This is a genomic window from Paraburkholderia sp. 22098, assembly GCF_052045935.1.
GTDB classification, from domain to species: Bacteria; Pseudomonadota; Gammaproteobacteria; order Burkholderiales; family Burkholderiaceae; genus Paraburkholderia; species Paraburkholderia caledonica.
The window spans coordinates 549,521-565,422 of record NZ_JBQEPV010000002.1 but is presented as its reverse complement, the minus strand read 5'-3'; the positions used below and the strand labels follow the sequence as shown (position 1 = coordinate 565,422).

Below are 15,902 nucleotides of genomic sequence, written 5' to 3'. Positions count from 1 at the left end.
GATGTCGAGGCAGTTCATGTGGCCGATCATCGTTGACTTGTCGAGGTTTGTCAATGGCGGTGCCGTAAGCTGCGATCTACGATCTCTCAAGGACGTTGCGGTTTCAGATTCCGCCGCGGTTTTGCCCGTCGCTGTGGAACGCGTAATCCGCCTGCAAAAGCCATTGATCCGGAGCGCGCGCCGAGTATGCGCTCGCGCAGAAACGAATCCAGCTGAGCCATCATCGCTTCGCGCGCGCAGCGTGAAAAGAGCGCGTGATCGACCTTGCTGATCTTCTGCACCGAGAGATTCTTCAGCTTGCGCAACCGGTTTCCGTCAGGGCCAAAGTGGATGTCGAGTTCGTCGAGGCCGTCGTCGAGCATTCCGTATAGCAGCGCGGTTTGCACGCCTTTGCGCTCCAGATCGAGCACGAGTCTGCGGATGGCGCTGCCTGGCGTTCGCTCGCCGACGAGCGTCTCAAGCACCGCACCCACGCGTGCGGCGACGCGCGCCGACCATCTGCGCGCGAGCTCGGCGGTGATCGCGCGAGTATTGGCCTGGCCGCTCAGCAAGCGCAGCCATTTGCGCGGATTGCGCATCGCCCGCCGATACACCTCGCTCGGCGCGACGTACTGCGCACCCGGCCGCACACGAGCGCCGCCCCACTTGAAAAACGGCAGATTGATGCACGCGCAACCGACCACGGCGGAATGCGCGAGCGCGGTATGCAGGCTCACATAAGCACCACTGCAGACGCCGGCCATAACGACCTTTGGGTAGCCAGCGGCTGTCAACCAGTCGACGCCCGCGCAGGCATCGTCGATCGAGTAGGTCGAATAGAGTGCGTCGAGCGTAAGCGTTGCGTCGCGGCGCAGGCTGTCGCCGAGACCGCTCAGATCCATGCGTAGCGATGCGATGCCCTGCGCCGCGAGCCGCCGAGCCATCAGCACGGTGAAGCGGCTGTCGCCGATCCGGTGCACACCGCCCGTGTTGACGAAGAGAACAGCGGGCGCTGCGCCGAGCGCGTGCTGCGGTTCGCACAGCACACCGACGTAGCCGCCGAACACGACCGGCGTCTCGCGCCCGTGCGCAAAAGCGATACTCGCCGATGCCGCGGCGTCCAGCACTTCCACCTTGGGAAGCGGCGCTGGCGCAGTGCCGGCGCCGAGCCATTGCAGCACGCTGTCGAACGCACGGCGAGGCGGCTCGCTGTAGCTCGGATCGGTCAGAAACTTACTGTATTCGCCGAAGAACTGCACGTCCGCTTGCGCGCCGAGCGCCTCGTAACGAGCGGCGAGCCGCTTCAAGCGGGGGCTGCCGGCCAGATCCTGCAACAGCACACGGCGCGCGGCAAGCCCGGTGCCAGCCGCGCTGCCGCACGGAGCGCCACACTCCGCAGCCCGTTCAAGATCGACTTTTGCAAGCAGTTCGAGCGTGTCCGGATAGAGCCTGAAGCCGTGCGCGCCGACGGTGTGCGGCAACTCTTCGTCGAGATGCAATCCGAGCGCGGTCTGGGCGGCGAGCCACGTATGTTGCTGAAGCTCCAGTTCGCGTATGTATGCCTTGCCGGAAATCACGGGCATCAACAGTACGAGGTTGTCGACGCCGCCCAGCTCTTGCGCAGCGAGTGCGGGGAGTGTGGCGCCCACGCGCAGACCGCACAGCGTGACGCGCTTCACGCCGGTTTCCGCACGCAGAAATTCAACCGCGGCCTTGATGCTGTCGATCCATGCACGCCAGCGCAGCGGGTCTTCCTCGTTGCCGCCCGAGTCGCCCGTGCCGGGATAGTCGAAACGCAACGCGACGGCACCGCGTGCGGCCAGCACGTCCGCGAGTTCGCGCCAGCCGCGATACACGGAAAGCGCCTCATAGCCGAACGGATTGCACAGCACCACGCCCATGTCGGGCTGCAAAGCGGCCGGCCCATGCAGCCATCCCGAACAGCCGTTGAATGCAACCGGTCTCATCGTGCTCGTGACCGCTGCCAGAGATTGCCGGAGCACAGCCTCAGCTTCGCGTTGCAATCGACTCCTCCGGCACGAGTTGCGCGATCACGCCGGCCAGCGCAGCGATGCTCGCGAACATGTCGTGGGTGATCAGCGCGCCCGGAATCTCGATCGCGAACGCTTCTTCGACGGCCAGCATCACCCGCACGGTGCCTAGCGACGACAAACCGGCAGCGTATAGATCGTCGTTATCGCCTAGCGTATCGATTTCGACATCGAGGCAGGCGGTCTCCTCGAGAATGCGACGCACATGATGTTTCATTCATTTCCCCGATTGCGTGAATTTCTCGCGCGGCACTCGAACGTCGCCGTCGCGGATGCTGTGTGTCCGTAAGGTGAACGCATCGCCGCTCGCGCAATGAGCCGCGAGCGCTTTTCTGTCGATCTTGCCGTTTGCGTTCAGCGGCATTGCGTCGAGCGCGATGACTCGCTGCGGCACCGCGTAGGCCGGCAGGCGCTGACGGCATGCATGCAGAATCTGCGCGACGTCGACCGGCGTGTGCGTCACGAACGCAAGCAAGCCGTGAGCACGGCCTGCTTCATCGACCGGCCATGCGATCACCGCGCAAAGCGCGGCGCGGCTACTCGTCTGAACCACCTGCTCGACTTCCTCGATCTCGATGCGGTTGCCGCGAATCTTCACTTGCGTATCGAGACGCCCTTGAAAGACGATGCCCTCATGCGCCACCTCGCGCGCGGCATCGCCGCTTCTGTACCAGTGCGATGAGCGCAAGCCCGCATAGCGCCTTGTGACGAAGCGGCAATTGTTGGGGTCGTCCGCGCGCAGGTAGCCTGCCGCGACCTGTGGGCCGCCGATCAGCAATTCACCGCTCTCGCCTTGTGCGACCGGCTGCAAAGCTGCGTCGACGATCAGCAGTTCCATGCCGGGCAAGGCCTGGCCAAGCGGCATGACGGCGTGCGTTGCATCGGCGAGAAATTGCGGCGTGGCTTCGAAAGCGGTGCACGCGACGGTCGTTTCCGTCGGTCCATAGAGGTTAAAAATGCGGCTCTGCGGCGCCGCCTGCTGCCATGCCTGCGCGAGTGACACGGGCAGCGGTTCGCCGCCGAAGCACGTCACGCGCAGACTCGCGAACTGGTTGGGCGCGAGCTTGCGCAACTGCCGCATGAAGGCAGCCACCGAGGGCACGCTGTTCCAATGCGTGATCGCATGTTCGCGGATGAAAGCCGCGTTGTAGATCGGCTCGACCGTTTTCGGCACGTACAGGCAGGCGCCGTTCGCCCAGCACACGAACATGTCGTGCACCGAAGGATCGAAGGACAGTTCGCAAAACTGTGCATAACGTGCGTCAGGCAGCCGGCCGAGCAATTGAAGTTGCGCAGCGACGTAGGCGCAGGCGTTCGCGTGCGCGATCGGCACGCCTTTCGGCGCGCCGGTGGAGCCCGACGTGAAGAGAACGTATGCGTGATCGTTCAGCGCCCGTTCAACGGCGCGGCCAGGGTGGACGCACAATGAATTCGGCAATCGAGGCAGATCCGCCACGCGGCGATCTGCTGGCGAGTCATCCATGCCACTGGGATCTTCCTCATCGTCGATGAAAAAGATTTGGGGGCACTCGTCTATCAGCATGAGCACTTCATCGAGCAACGCCGTGCAGCGGCGATCGACCAGCAGCACGGGCGCCTCGGACTGCTCGACGGCCGCCGCGATACGGGCGGCGGGCAGCGTCGGATTGAGCGGCACGTAGGCGAAGGCCGCCTTCATGACGCCGAGCAAACCCGCATAGGCGGCGACGCTGCGGTGTGCGAAAAGCAGACAACGGCGAACGCCGTCGGCGGGCATTGCCGATGTCAGTCCGGCCGCGATACGGCTCGCACGCGAAGCGAGTTCGCCGTAGCAATACAAGTGTTCGTCGACCCAGAGCGCGGGCCGCTCGGGCTCGCTCGCGGCAGTGTCGAAGAAAAAGGAATCCAGCATTCACGGCCTCGCGTTGCACATGCACGGTCCCGCCGCGCACGGTCGGCAACCGGGCGAAAGCGGTTCTCCGTCATGTCGGACACACACTGCCGCGCGGACTCAGTGCGCGGTGGCGCACTGAGTTACCGCAGCAGAATGTCGTAACCAGGATGAACGAAAACGGCGCCTTGCAACGTCAGTTGCGCGAGCAAATACTCATGCAGCCGGCCGCCGAAGGATTTGGAATGATCATAGGATCCGGCCGCGCCGGTATATGTACGATAACGCTCTCACACCGCGATCGAGCGTGCGCGAGAACGCGCGTCGCGCTGGCTGCGGACGCGGACGCGGCGATGATTGGGTGCGCGTCGCATTCGAGCGCTGAGGAGAAAAACGCGCTGATGATCCACACGCGTTTTTGAAGAACCGGCAGCGATGGCTGCGGGGATATGTGAGGCGGACGCCCAGAACGGGACGCTCGAACGACGAGGCAGCGCAACGCTGATGAAACCTCGCTACAGCGTCGACGAAACACCCATGCAACAACGGCGCATGACGCGCCGTTTGAACAATCAGTCTTGCACGCCGCTCTGCTTCCTGAACGCGGCGAGAATGCGTCGTTCGAGCGCGTTGTAGTCGCCGCCGAAGTGGTGATCGCCCGACGTACGGATCACCTCGATGCCGGTCTTCGTTAGCGTGGGACACAGCGTGTCTTCCTCGTCCGCGCCGTAGATGCACTGCACGATCGCGGGCGGCACGCGGGTCAACTCGGGACGCACTTTCAACGCCTTATCGCTTGCGGGCATGCCGAGCCAGCCGCCTACGCGGATCTGGAAGTCGGCGTCCGGCGCGAAGCCGAGCAGCGAAATCAGCGACACCTTCGCGCGCAACGCGTCGGGCAAGCGGTTGTATGCGAAAGGCATTACGTCCGCGCCGAACGAATAGCCGATAAGCGCGACATGCTGCGCGTGCCAGCGCGCGCCGTACGTTTGCATCACGCGTGCGAGGTCGCGGCTCGTCTGCGCGGGCGGCTTCTCGCTCCAGAAGTAGCGCAGGCTGTCCCAGCCGATCACCGACACGCCGTCTTTCTGCAAGGCCTGCGCGATGGTCTTGTCGAGATCGCGCCAGCCGCCGTCGCCGGAAATCACGATCGCCATCAAGCCGTTCGGATGCGCCGCCGGCAACTCGATCAACGGCAGATCGGAGACGTCGTCGTCATGGGCCGATACGGTTTGCAGATGCGGCGCAATCAACGTGACGAGCCGCGCGCGATCGGCGTTGCCCGTCGACGCTTTTTCTACAAAGCCAGGAATCTTGTCGCGAATGATGGTTGCATCCGGCGGGCAAAGCCGGAAACGCCGATCGAGCGTGGGCTCGGCATCCACGGAAACAGCGCCTGCAATCGTGTTCGAAGGCGCCTGTTCGAGCACCTGCATGGCGAGCGTCGCGCCCTGCCCGGTGCCCGCGACGATCGGCGCGAAATAGTGGCTCGACTGCGATTGCCGTTCGAGTTGATGGCTCAACGCTTCGGCGTCGCCCACGAGCTGATTGCAGGTTTCCTTCTTCTGCGCCAGATCCGTCGCGAGGTTCGCCGCATACCGTGCCGTATCCACGCCAACGGTCAATGCGCCGGCCTTGGCGAGCGCCTCGGCGCTCTGCTGATCGGCCGCGCTCCAGCCGCTTGCCTGTGAGTAAAGCACCACGAAGCCACGCAACGGACCCACCGGCTGCGTGACGGTGACGTTGCCGTAGCGGCCGCCGGGAATGGTGGTCGACGCCGCATTGGCGAGCGTGCTGCAACTGACGAGGCCTGCTACGACAGCAAGCCTGAAAAACGAATGCAAGGTCATGAACGCCGGCCTCCTGCCAGCAATGACAGGTCGGCGAGCGTGAAAACCACGCCTACCGAACCCGACGCCGCGAGATAGCGCGGCTCCCAATGCGGCTGGAACTTGCTCTTGAAAGCGCGCAGTCCGCGGAAGTTATAAAAGCGGCCGCCGAAGCGCCACACGATGCCCGCAACCCGATGCCAGCGAGACGCGAGCGGCGTCGGCTGCATACCCGAGAGCGGCGCGATGCCGAGACTCAGCGAGCGGAATCCGGCCTGTTTCAGATGCAACGCCAGCTGCGTGAACAGATATTCCATTGCATACGGCGACGCACTTTCCACGTGACGCATGACGCCGACAGTCGCCTCGGTGTTCAGGTCGGTCGTCATGAACGTGACGAAGGCAACCGGCTCGCCGTTCTGGCGCACCAGCATGACCGACTGCGCGGCGAGGTATTCGTCCGTGAAGGCTGCGACCGAAAAGCTCTTCTCACGCGCGTCGCGGCTGTTGAGCCAGCCGTTGGAAATGCCGCGCAACGTTTCGAGCGACGCCGGTACATTCGCCTGATCGATCACTTCGACGGTGAAGCCGTCGCGCTCGCCGCGTTTGAGCGCGTAGCGCAGATGCGCGCGGTGTGAACCCTTCAGATCGAAATCGTCGAGCACCACATGGGCTTCCTCGCCGAGCTTCATCAGCGAAAGGCCCGCGTCGAGGTACAACGGCAAAGCGTTGGCGCGCACCTGATAGAACGCCGCGCGTCCGCCATGCGCATGCGCGAGCGCGACGAACTTGCTGATGAGGCCCGCCCACTCTTCGCGCGGCCCGACCGGATCGTGCAGCGCGGCCCACGTGCGCCCATATTTGGCGTACATCAGGAAAGCTTCACGCGATTCCGAGAACAGAAAACTCTTGTCGCCCATCAGCGCGAGACCGGCGTCGCTGCGCTCCTGCGCACGCACGATGCGCGCCGCGTCGTGCAAATCTTCGGGCGCCGGCTTCACGAAGTGGCCCGGCGCGGGGCGCAGCAACTGCCAGAACGAGAACGTCGCCGCAAACAGACTCGCGGCCAGCGTCGCGCGCAGCGCACGCGGCGCGCGTTCGTCGAAAGCGAATTGCCACCACAGGTCGCGCGTATAGGGAACATCGCGAAAAGCGAACAGCATGACCCACGTGGCGAGCATCAGCACCATCGCCACCGACACGAGCCAGCCGGCCGTGAAGCGCTCCGCAAACAGCGACGAGTGACGATTGAAACGCCGGCGCGTTGCAAGCAGCAGCACGATCAACGTGCACAGCACACCTGCCTCGACGAATGCGAGACCCTTGGTCAAGGACAGCGCGAGACTCGCCACGGCGAGAGCCAGGGTCATCCACCAGGCGGCGTCGAGACGCCTTAGCAGACCGCGCGCCACGAACAGCAACAGCACGCCGAGCACACTGCACAGCATCTGCGAGCTTTCCAGAACCCACAGCGGCAGCACGTCGCGCAAAATATGAAGACGCTGCCAGAACGCGGGCGTTGCGCTGGAGATCACCAGCATGCCGCCGACCACGAACGTGACGAGGCTCAGGAAGAGCGGCGCAAGTCTCGACGCACCCGCGGCGTGCCGCAACGGCAGGCGGCCTTTCAACGCGCGGCCTTCGAAACCGGCGAGCAGCGCAGCCGAAACGACAAGCGGCACGCCAAAATAGATCGCACGATAAGCGAGCAACGCAGCGACCATCTGCTGCGTGGCCACACTTCCGTTCAGCGTGAACACCATTGCCGCTTCGAATACGCCGACGCCGCCGGGCGTATGGCCGATCATGCCGAGCAGCATGGCCGCGGCATAGACGGTGATGAACGTGACGAAGCTCACGTCGGCGTGCGGCAGCAGCGCCCACAGCGCGAGGCCGGCGGCGACTACATCGACCACCGCAAGCCCCACCTGTTCAAGCAGATCGCGGCGAGCGGGAATGTCGAACGACAGCCACTGCCAGCGTGTGCGGACCGAGCGTGTTTCGACGCGGCATGCGGCGCACAGCAGACCGAGCGCAACCAGCAGCAACGCACCCACCCAGCGGACGGTGGCGGGCGACAGATGCAGCATCGGGGCAAGCCTGCCGCCTACGCACACCATGCCGAGCGCCGTCATCAGTACAAGTGCGAGCGCGAGCGAAACGCTCGTGAATACGGTCATGCGGCCGATCTGTGCGGGCGTGATATTCGCCACGCCGTACACGCGGGCGCGCACCGCGCCGCCAGTCAATGCGCCGAAGCCGGTGGCATTGCCGAGCGCGGAGCCCGCCGTTGCGCCGATCCAGAGCGCCGCGCGAGGCACGGCCGCGCCCAGATAGCGCAGGCCGACTGCATCGCGACCGACCAGCGCCACATAACTCAGCGCGGTGGCGGCGAGCGCGGCGGTCCACTCGCCGGCCGTCAGCCGGCGCAGTTCGTGCATGACCGAGCGGTAATCGACGGCCTGCGACAGATGCTGGAGCACGACAAGCAGCAGCGCGCAGATTGCAAGCGCGAAAACGGGCGAGAGTAATCCCCTGATGCGAGAGGTCTTCGATGCACGAACGAACATCGCGCCTATGCGGCCGAAATTATTCTTATATCGATGGAACATGGTCAATGCGGGCCTTGCGTGGAGCTGTCGCGGCGACGGGCCGTCTGCCGCAAGGTCGCCAGTTCGGCGATTACAACTGGATAACGGCAGACAGGTTAAAAGGTTGACAGTGCAGGCCTTGGCGCCGGGGTTTAACCTGGGCCGATTGTGTGCAACGGACGGGCTTCGCGAAGCGTTCTGGCGCCCGGTCGGCGGGTGTTGAATCCAGGGGGCTGAAGTTTAAACGCTTATCCGGCGCCGCGAACGAAGATTCGCAAATTGCCGGAACGGAACGCTGCTGTAGCGGCTTTGCGCGCGTACTAGCGTGGGTTAAACGTGCATATCCGCCGGGTGGATCTCAGTGGGAAAACTTCGTGGGCGCGAATAGCGCCGGTTAAGCTTTTCGCCGCATCTGCCGTAATCGCAAGCATCAGCCTCACGAGATGCGACGTGTTAGCCGCAAGAACGAGGCACTTGACTGGAGAACGATGATGGCAGAACAGGATTGGATGATGGCGGGCTTGTATCTGGTCGGTCTGGTGTCGACCGCGCTCGTGATGAGCGTTTTGTCAGCGCGAGCAACGAAAGTGCGTCAAACGCTTGCGCGAGTACCGCGTCGCTCGGGTGAATGAGCGGGACACAAACTACGAATTAGCAGACGCACAAAGCACAAGCGGCGCAAATGCGCCGCTTGTTTCTGCTTGATTCTCTCTGATCGGCCTGCGAAGACATTCGCTTTACCGAGCCGTATCTGCGGAAAGCGTGAGCGCGGCGCAAGCAAGCTTGCACCCGGCGTTCGAGGCGCGGGCACCAGCGCGCGAGCCTTACTGCGGGCGGCGATGCGCTTCAGCGATCACAGCGCAGTTTTGCAGATGCAGATTCAGCGCGTGCAGCGCGAGTGCGCGCAGCTTTGCGAGCCAGTTACCGTTGGTGGCGACGGTGTTACGAGCGGATGCAGTGTTAGAGGCGGTGTTCATGGTCGGGCTCCTGTATAGGGTTTCTACCTAGGGAATAACCCGATTATAGTCTTCTTATTGCGCAGCGCAACAAAAAACAAACATGTTGCGCAAGAGTCACGGACGTGGACCTGTCTCGCACAGCCGACCGGGGCAAAAAAGGGCGCAATGGCAGCGGGCAGTATTAACAAACCGCACCGTACAGGTGCAATAATGACCCTTTTGCCCGCGACAGCCCGCCGCGGCCTCCTCCATGACCGTCGCCGAGAAAGCCCTTATTGCGCCTCTGATCGTCGCGTGCGCGATGTTCATGGAAAGCGTCGACGCAAACGTGATCGTCACCGCCCTGCCCGCCATGGCGCGCGACTTCGGGCGCGACCCCGTCACGCTCAAAATCGCGGTGACCAGCTACGTGCTCGGCCTCGGCGTATTCATTCCGGTGTGCGGCTGGCTCGCCGACCGCTTCGGCGCACGCACGGTGTTTCGTACGGCCATCGGCATCTTCGTCACGGGGTCGCTGTTGTGCGCGGCCTCCAACTCGCTTGCCACCTTTACCCTCGCGCGTTTCGTGCAAGGCGTCGGCGGCGCGATGATGGTGCCGGTCGGGCGAATCATCATTTTCCGGGTCGTGCACAAAACCGATTTCATCCGCGCGATGAATTATCTGAGCGTGCCCGCGATGCTCGGCCCCGCGGCCGGTCCGCTGCTCGGCGGCTTTATCACGACCTATCTGCACTGGCGTCTGATTTTTTTCATCAACGTGCCGATCGGGATTCTCGGCATCTATCTGACAAACAAACACATTGCGAACACGCGCGAGCCGCACCCGGGCCCGCTCGACTGGATCGGCTTTTTTCTGTCGGCGGCGGGCGCGGTGCTGCTTCTGCTGGGATTGTCGCTAATTGGCGGCGAACTGATTTCCAACCTCGACGCGTTCGGCATGTGCGCGGTGGGCGCTGTCCTGCTTGCCCTGTATGTCGCGTATGCGCTGCGCGCCCGGCTGCCGCTGCTCGACTTGCGCTTCTTCAAGGTGCCGACGTTTCAGGCAAGCGTGCTCGGCGGGTCGTTGTTCCGCATCGGCCTCGGTGCACTGCCGTTCCTGTTGCCGCTGATGCTGCAGGAAGGTCACGGCATGAGCGCGTTTCAATCGGGGCTGATCACCTGCGCGTCCGCATTCGGCGGGATGTTCATGCGCACGGTTGCGTCGCGCGTGCTGCATCGCTATGGCTTTCGTTCCGTGCTGGTGGTCAATGCCGCGCTGTCGGGCGTTTCGATCGCGGCCTGCGGACTGTTTTTTCCTGGTACGCCAACGTGGATCATCTGGGTGGTCGTGCTGCTTGGCGGCTTCTTTCCCGCGCTGCAATTCACGAGTCTCAATTCACTGACCTATGCCGAAATCGCGAGCCGCGACGTCGGACGCGCAACGAGCCTGGGCAGCGTCGTGCAGCAGATGTCCCTCGGCCTCGGCGTGACGGTCGGCGGCATCGTGTTGCAGATTTCGCGTTTGCTGCACGGCCATGAAGCCATCATGTGGTCGGATTTTTGGCCCGCGTTTCTGGTGGTCGGACTGTGCTCTTTTGCGTCCATTCCCGTTACGCTGCGCCTGCCGCCTCGCGCCGGCGAGGAAATCTCGCGCGGCGGCCGCGGCTGACACCGAGCATCGGCCGCCTGCTCACTGGTCCTTATGGATCACGCTCACGTCGCCATTGCGTTCGAGAATGGCGGCCGCCACCTTGTCCATCGACCGCGAGCCGGTTTTCTGGCGCACGCTTTCGCATACATCGTTCCGTGTCATCAGCGCGGCTTTCATTTCCCGTTCGTTGAACGCACCGTTGTGGTAGACCTCACGCTCGACGCCGCCGATGAGCCGCTCGATCACGGAAGATCGCACGCACGCCCATGCAAGGACACGGTGACACACCACGATCATCAACGACGCGAGAACCGTCGCAACGAACGGAGATGCGCCGACAATCGCACGGCCCAACGTCGCGCCGAGCAGAATCACCACGACCGAATCGAACGGCGAGCGTTTGCCGAACGAACGCCGGCCTGAAATCCTGATCAGCACAAGCGTGACGAGAAACACCACGAAGGCGCGCAAGCTCATCTGCAGCGGGTCGAGATCCCTGCCTTGCCCGAATAGCAGATAGATCGCGTCCATCATTGTTTGTCCTCCTTGTAGCGGTCTCGCGCCGCCTGTCTTTTTGAGGTGTTCTGTGAAACGGGTGACGACGCCACGTGAGAGGGTCGAGCGCACGTAGCCTGCTGCGTCAAACCCGACGATCAGACAGTTGAATGCACGGGAGTAAAGCCAGGCGGCATCGGCAACTTCTCCGCGCATGTCAGCGTTCAGCAAACCGCATGCCGTTCGCAACGCCGCAGTTCGTGAGATGACGCTCGCATCGCGATGCCGTGCGACACATCGCACCTCTGCCGTGATGTTCACCAATCTTTTGCCCGAAGCTTTCGGACCGCTGTCACTCGTCAGGTCCCGCAATTGCTTGGACCACTTACGATTGGATCAACAACACAAGGAGCTTCCATTGAAACGCGCATCTCTTGCCACGGCTCTCGTGGCGTCACTCGCTTTCATGCACACTGCAGCGCACGCCGAAGGCTGCACCAAGGGCGCGGTTGTCGGCGGCGTCGGTGGCCATGTTGCGGGCGGTCACGGCGTGGCCGGCGCAGCGGCAGGCTGTGCGATAGGCCATCATGAAGCGAAGAAAAAAGACAAGGCCGCAAGCGCCGCGGCTGCCGCAAGTCAGCCTGCGGGAAAATAGCGCGTCGTGATGTAAAAAAGACCCGGTGCGATCCAGCGATCGCAATCGGGTCTTCTGCAAGCGTGTGCGCGACGTTATCCTGCCGCGCTGACCTTCTCCGCAAGTTTTGCGTCGTAACTCGAATGGACATGCACGCGTTTCTTGTCCGGATACGCGTATGAATAGGCCTTTCTCAGCGCGAGCGACGCCTCGTGAAAGCCCGACAAAATGAGCTTCTGCTTGTTCGGATAATTGGCGATGTCGCCGACCGCAAAAATGCCTGGTCGCGAGCTTTCGTAGTTGGATGTATCCACGTCCACACGGCCGCCGTGAATGCTCAAGCCCCACTGCCCGATTGGACCGAGATCGGCGACCAGTCCGTACAGCACGACGAGCTGTTCGGTTTGCAGTTCAGTTTCACCCTCGATATGTCGCAATGTGATGGATTTGAGCGCATCGGCTTTCTCATCGCTTGCAACAGTAAGCCCCGAAATCGCGCCGACGATAAAATCCATCTCCCCTGCTTCCACTGCGCGCCGCATCAACTCGACGCTGGAGTCGGCCGCGCTAAAGCCATTACGACGATGCACGAGCGTGACGCGCCGCGCGACCTTGCGCAACGCAAGCGCCCAGTCGAGCGCGGAATCACCGCCGCCTGCCACGACAACGGTCTTGTCGGCGAAATCGGCGAGACGCTGCACGCTGTAATGCACATAGCGCGATTCGAGCGGCGCGGCTTCCGCAAGCGGTAACTTCTGCGGCACGAAGGCGCCGTTGCCGGCCGCAAGCAGAATTGCGGCGACGTCGAATACGAGGCCGCGATCGGTCCGCACGGTCCAACGGCCGTCGCTGCGTTGTTCGACCGATTCGACCCGCTGTTCGAGATGAATGGGAACATCGAACGGCTTGCATTGCGCGAGCAGGCGGTCCACCAGTTCGCGCGCGGTACAGGACGGAATCGCGGGAATATCGTAGATCGGCTTGTCCGGATACAGCTCGGTGCATTGGCCGCCAATCTTGCCGAGCGCGTCGACTATCTGGCAGGACAACCCGATCACCCCGGCTTCGAAAGCGGCAAAGAGGCCAACGGGGCCCGCTCCGACGATCAGCACATCGGAACGGATGGATTCAGAGGGCGGCTCCGATACCGGCTTGGAAGCAGTCTGTGAAACTGGCTGCGGAGTTGACTGCAAAGCTGATTCTGAGCCCGTTGGTGATGGAGGCTCGGCGGCGGACGTCATTCAGTATCTCTTCGATGGGACCAGTGACCCACCATACCGAATCGCCGTAGGCGCGGCAACGATGCCATTACAGTGAGCAAGGACGCTCGGCGAGCCGCCCACCGGTTGTCACAACGCGAAAGTGGTTACCTGAAAATCGCCAAAAATGGCCATTTTGCAAAGCCAGTGCTGCGACTAGTATTCACTCATCGCATCACTGATGCGTTCCACTAAACGCCAAGGAGTGAATCATGCAACAACGTCTCGATTTCTACAAAGCCGGTCCCGCCGCTATCAAAGCCATGCTGGGTCTTGAAGAACGCATCGGAAAATCGTCGATAGAAAAGTCGCTCGCGGACCTGGTTCGCCTGCGCGCATCGCAGATCAACGGGTGTGCTTTCTGCGTCGACATGCACACTGCCGACGCCCGCAAAGCCGGCGAAACGGACCGGCGCCTCGCCACCGTCGTCACCTGGCGCGAAACGCCGTTCTTCACCGATCGCGAGCGCGCCGCGCTGGAATGGACGGAAGCCCTCACGCTCGTCTCGCACGACCATGTGCCCGACGCCGTGTGGGAAGCGGTGCGTCCGCATTTCGGCGACGAAGAACTGGTCGACCTGACGCTGCTTATTTCGGCGATCAACGCGTGGAACCGCTTCGCCATTTCATTCCGCAAGATGCCTGCATGAGCGCTGGTTGCGCGAATGCATTGCACCGCGCTTCGCGTTCTCATCTGGCTCAGTGAAGCAGTGAATAAAGCAGTGAATCGCAACGCGAAGCGTGAGCGGGCAGCCGTGGCATCAAGTGGCATCAAGCGGTTTGCAATGCGCCCGCTTCGCGCCGTCGCAAGCGATCAAACATCAACGCAATTCAAGCGAGCGCGACCTTGAACGCCCCAGTCAATTCGCTCAACTGCCGCGCCTGATCTGCGAGCGAGTTTGCAGTCGCCGCGCTTTCCTCCACGAGCGCCGCGTTCTGCTGGGTCACCTCGTCCATCTGCGTGACGGCGAGACTCACCTGTTTGATGCCTTCGCTCTGTTCTTTGGAAGCCGCCGCGATTTCTCCGACGATGCGCGCCACGCGCTGGATCGCGGCTTCTATTTCCCGCATGGTGCTGCCCGCGCGATCGACAAGCGCCGCACCGCTTTCCACGCGCGAATTGGACTCGGCGATCAGCGAGCCGATTTCCTTCGCGGCGGCCGCTGAACGTTGCGCGAGACTGCGCACTTCGCCGGCCACGACAGCGAAGCCGCGTCCTTCTTCGCCCGCACGCGCCGCTTCGACCGCCGCGTTCAATGCCAGAATGTTCGTCTGGAACGCAATGCCTTCAATGGCAGCGATGATGCCCGTCATCTTCGCGGCCCCGGCATGAATCGCGTGCATCGTCTCCACCATGCCTCCCACTGAATCGCGCCCCTGGACGGCCATTTCCGACGCGCTGGTGGCCAGCTCGCTCGCATGGTGCGCATGCTCGGCATTGAGCTGGACGGTCGAGGTCAACTCTTCCATCGCCGCGGCGGTTTGTTCCAGCGACGCCGCCTGCTCCTCCGTGCGCTGCGACAGATCGAGATTGCCCGCCGCGATCTGCTGTGTCGACGACGCGATCGAATGCGATCCCGCGCGCACGCTCGTCACCGTCGCGCGAAGCTTGTCCTGCATCGACGCGAGTCCGCGCAGCAGTGTCGCCATTTCGTCGTTCGAACGGATCGCGACGCGCGTCGTCAGCTCGCCTGCGGCAATCGCATCGAACTGGCGAAGCGCGGCGTGCAGCGGGTCCATGATCGCGCGGCGCAACGTGCGCCAACTGAAAAATGCGACTGTGAGACCGATCAGCACGCTGCCGATGCTCGCACTCAACAATCCATGAAAGAGCGCGGCGGAGCGCTCGTTGGCGTCGGCGGCCTGCTGGTTCAGATAGCCCTCCAATGCGCCCTGGCTCCCGTTCATCGCGGTGTACAAAGCGATTAGCCGATTCGCGCGCGTCTCGTCCATCCAGCTCGCGTCGCCGGTGCGGATTGCGTCCATCAACCGGTCGATGCCGTCGCGACGCACGGCGGTACGCTTTGCGTCGAGGTTGTCGGTGAGGCGTTGCAGTTCGGGCGTCTTCGGCAGATCGCGGAAACTGCGCCACCAGGTATCAGATTCGCCGAGCAACATGCGCGCGCGTTCGAGTTGCGCGTTCAGTTGCGGCGAGTGCGGATTGCTCATTGCCCAGTCGAGCCCGAAGCGCGCCCGCGACATGGCCGTGCCCGACTTGCCGAGCGCCACCACCGACGCGAAATGTACGTTGTACGCCTCGCGCTGTGCCTGGTTGCTTTCGGCCATGCCGAAAATGCCAAGCGCGCCAATGACAACAAGCAGCGCGCCGAGGAATGCAATCGTGATTGCGATGCGTAGATTGATGGTGAGCTTTCTGGTCATGACGGTGTGTCTCTTCCCCGGTGATCGTTATTTTCTTCATGCGGCATTTGTTCCCTATATGAAACAATGTACCGTATATGGAAAATTATAACGATGCGGGCTCACGTCAAAAAACAAAATCGACACGGGTGGCGTGGGCGCGACACTGCCCGGCTCACGCGCCCCGCCGCCGTCAGGAAAACTCGCCGGACTTCCCGCGCCGTCGCGATGCCCATATCATTGA

General features: G+C 62.8%; 13 protein-coding genes. 4 read left to right on the top strand and 9 right to left on the bottom strand.

Going from position 1 to position 15,902, the window contains the following annotated elements; translation table 11 throughout:
- Positions 1-86: 86 nt before the first annotated feature.
- The 5 genes from ACTJLB_RS05870 to mprF all read right to left on the bottom strand — a co-directional run bounded on the left by ACTJLB_RS05870 (position 87) and on the right by mprF (position 8,299).
- Complete coding sequence (locus tag ACTJLB_RS05870) at positions 87-1,946, bottom strand: alpha/beta hydrolase family protein (protein ID WP_440782734.1); 1,860 nt, start codon at positions 1,944-1,946, stop codon at positions 87-89.
- A gap of 40 nt (positions 1,947-1,986) precedes the next feature.
- Complete coding sequence (locus ACTJLB_RS05865) at positions 1,987-2,247, bottom strand: acyl carrier protein (RefSeq protein WP_214883230.1); 261 nt, start codon at positions 2,245-2,247, stop codon at positions 1,987-1,989.
- Positions 2,248-3,921, bottom strand: coding sequence for an amino acid adenylation domain-containing protein (locus tag ACTJLB_RS05860; RefSeq protein WP_440782733.1), 1,674 nt, complete (start codon positions 3,919-3,921; stop codon positions 2,248-2,250).
- Between the two features lie 551 nt (positions 3,922-4,472).
- Positions 4,473-5,750: a virulence factor family protein gene (locus tag ACTJLB_RS05855; RefSeq protein WP_440782732.1), complete on the bottom strand. Its 1,278-nt coding sequence runs from the start codon at positions 5,748-5,750 to the stop codon at positions 4,473-4,475.
- Complete coding sequence (mprF, locus tag ACTJLB_RS05850; protein WP_440782843.1) at positions 5,747-8,299, bottom strand: bifunctional lysylphosphatidylglycerol flippase/synthetase MprF; 2,553 nt, start codon at positions 8,297-8,299, stop codon at positions 5,747-5,749. Before mprF ends, ACTJLB_RS05855 begins: the two co-directional genes overlap by 4 nt.
- A 512-nt stretch (positions 8,300-8,811) precedes the next feature.
- On the opposite strand from mprF, the gene ACTJLB_RS05845 reads away from it, so the two are divergent.
- Positions 8,812-8,952 carry a hypothetical protein gene (locus ACTJLB_RS05845; RefSeq protein WP_440782731.1) on the top strand — a complete coding sequence of 47 codons (141 nt, stop codon included), beginning with the start codon at positions 8,812-8,814 and terminating at the stop codon, positions 8,950-8,952.
- Positions 8,953-9,144: 192 nt separating this feature from the next.
- Here the strand turns inward: ACTJLB_RS05845 and ACTJLB_RS05840 are convergent, their stop codons facing one another.
- On the bottom strand, positions 9,145-9,297 hold the full coding sequence (locus ACTJLB_RS05840) for a hypothetical protein (RefSeq protein WP_164853511.1): 153 nt from the start codon (positions 9,295-9,297) through the stop codon (positions 9,145-9,147).
- A 232-nt stretch (positions 9,298-9,529) separates the two neighbouring features.
- On the opposite strand from ACTJLB_RS05840, the gene ACTJLB_RS05835 reads away from it, so the two are divergent.
- Complete coding sequence (locus ACTJLB_RS05835) at positions 9,530-10,927, top strand: MFS transporter (protein WP_204520929.1); 1,398 nt, start codon at positions 9,530-9,532, stop codon at positions 10,925-10,927.
- A gap of 21 nt (positions 10,928-10,948) precedes the next feature.
- Here ACTJLB_RS05835 and ACTJLB_RS05830 read toward each other — a convergent pair whose 3' ends face one another.
- Complete coding sequence (locus ACTJLB_RS05830; protein WP_310065096.1) at positions 10,949-11,443, bottom strand: DUF421 domain-containing protein; 495 nt, start codon at positions 11,441-11,443, stop codon at positions 10,949-10,951.
- Between the two features lie 379 nt (positions 11,444-11,822).
- Here ACTJLB_RS05830 and ACTJLB_RS05825 point away from each other — a divergent pair, with 379 nt between their 5' ends.
- Positions 11,823-12,059 (top strand): hypothetical protein, encoded by a 237-nt coding sequence (locus ACTJLB_RS05825; protein ID WP_020070262.1) that lies wholly within the window; start codon positions 11,823-11,825, stop codon positions 12,057-12,059.
- 74 nt (positions 12,060-12,133) lie between these two features.
- Here the strand turns inward: ACTJLB_RS05825 and ACTJLB_RS05820 are convergent, their stop codons facing one another.
- On the bottom strand, positions 12,134-13,150 hold the full coding sequence (locus tag ACTJLB_RS05820; protein ID WP_440782730.1) for an NAD(P)/FAD-dependent oxidoreductase: 1,017 nt from the start codon (positions 13,148-13,150) through the stop codon (positions 12,134-12,136).
- A 359-nt stretch (positions 13,151-13,509) separates the two neighbouring features.
- On the opposite strand from ACTJLB_RS05820, the gene ACTJLB_RS05815 reads away from it, so the two are divergent.
- Complete coding sequence (locus ACTJLB_RS05815; RefSeq protein ID WP_020070260.1) at positions 13,510-13,947, top strand: carboxymuconolactone decarboxylase family protein; 438 nt, start codon at positions 13,510-13,512, stop codon at positions 13,945-13,947.
- A gap of 181 nt (positions 13,948-14,128) precedes the next feature.
- On the opposite strand, the gene ACTJLB_RS05810 is transcribed toward ACTJLB_RS05815, so the two are convergent.
- Positions 14,129-15,679, bottom strand: a complete 1,551-nt coding sequence (locus tag ACTJLB_RS05810) for a methyl-accepting chemotaxis protein (RefSeq protein ID WP_440782729.1) — start codon at positions 15,677-15,679, stop codon at positions 14,129-14,131.
- Positions 15,680-15,902 lie beyond the last annotated feature (223 nt).

What these genes read in the sequence shown, in the direction of transcription:
- ACTJLB_RS05835 (WP_204520929.1), top strand. Translation starts at nt 9,530, where the DNA reads ATGACCGTCGCCGAGAAAGCCCTTATTGCGCCTCTGATCGTCGCGTGC.
- ACTJLB_RS05840 (WP_164853511.1), bottom strand. Translation starts at nt 9,297, where the DNA reads ATGAACACCGCCTCTAACACTGCATCCGCTCGTAACACCGTCGCCACC.
- ACTJLB_RS05815 (WP_020070260.1), top strand. Translation starts at nt 13,510, where the DNA reads ATGCAACAACGTCTCGATTTCTACAAAGCCGGTCCCGCCGCTATCAAA.
- mprF (WP_440782843.1), bottom strand. Translation starts at nt 8,299, where the DNA reads ATGTTCGTTCGTGCATCGAAGACCTCTCGCATCAGGGGATTACTCTCG.
- ACTJLB_RS05830 (WP_310065096.1), bottom strand. Translation starts at nt 11,443, where the DNA reads ATGATGGACGCGATCTATCTGCTATTCGGGCAAGGCAGGGATCTCGAC.
- ACTJLB_RS05855 (WP_440782732.1), bottom strand. Translation starts at nt 5,750, where the DNA reads ATGACCTTGCATTCGTTTTTCAGGCTTGCTGTCGTAGCAGGCCTCGTC.
- ACTJLB_RS05810 (WP_440782729.1), bottom strand. Translation starts at nt 15,679, where the DNA reads ATGACCAGAAAGCTCACCATCAATCTACGCATCGCAATCACGATTGCA.
- ACTJLB_RS05845 (WP_440782731.1), top strand. Translation starts at nt 8,812, where the DNA reads ATGGCAGAACAGGATTGGATGATGGCGGGCTTGTATCTGGTCGGTCTG.
- ACTJLB_RS05870 (WP_440782734.1), bottom strand. Translation starts at nt 1,946, where the DNA reads ATGAGACCGGTTGCATTCAACGGCTGTTCGGGATGGCTGCATGGGCCG.
- ACTJLB_RS05860 (WP_440782733.1), bottom strand. Translation starts at nt 3,921, where the DNA reads ATGCTGGATTCCTTTTTCTTCGACACTGCCGCGAGCGAGCCCGAGCGG.
- ACTJLB_RS05865 (WP_214883230.1), bottom strand. Translation starts at nt 2,247, where the DNA reads ATGAAACATCATGTGCGTCGCATTCTCGAGGAGACCGCCTGCCTCGAT.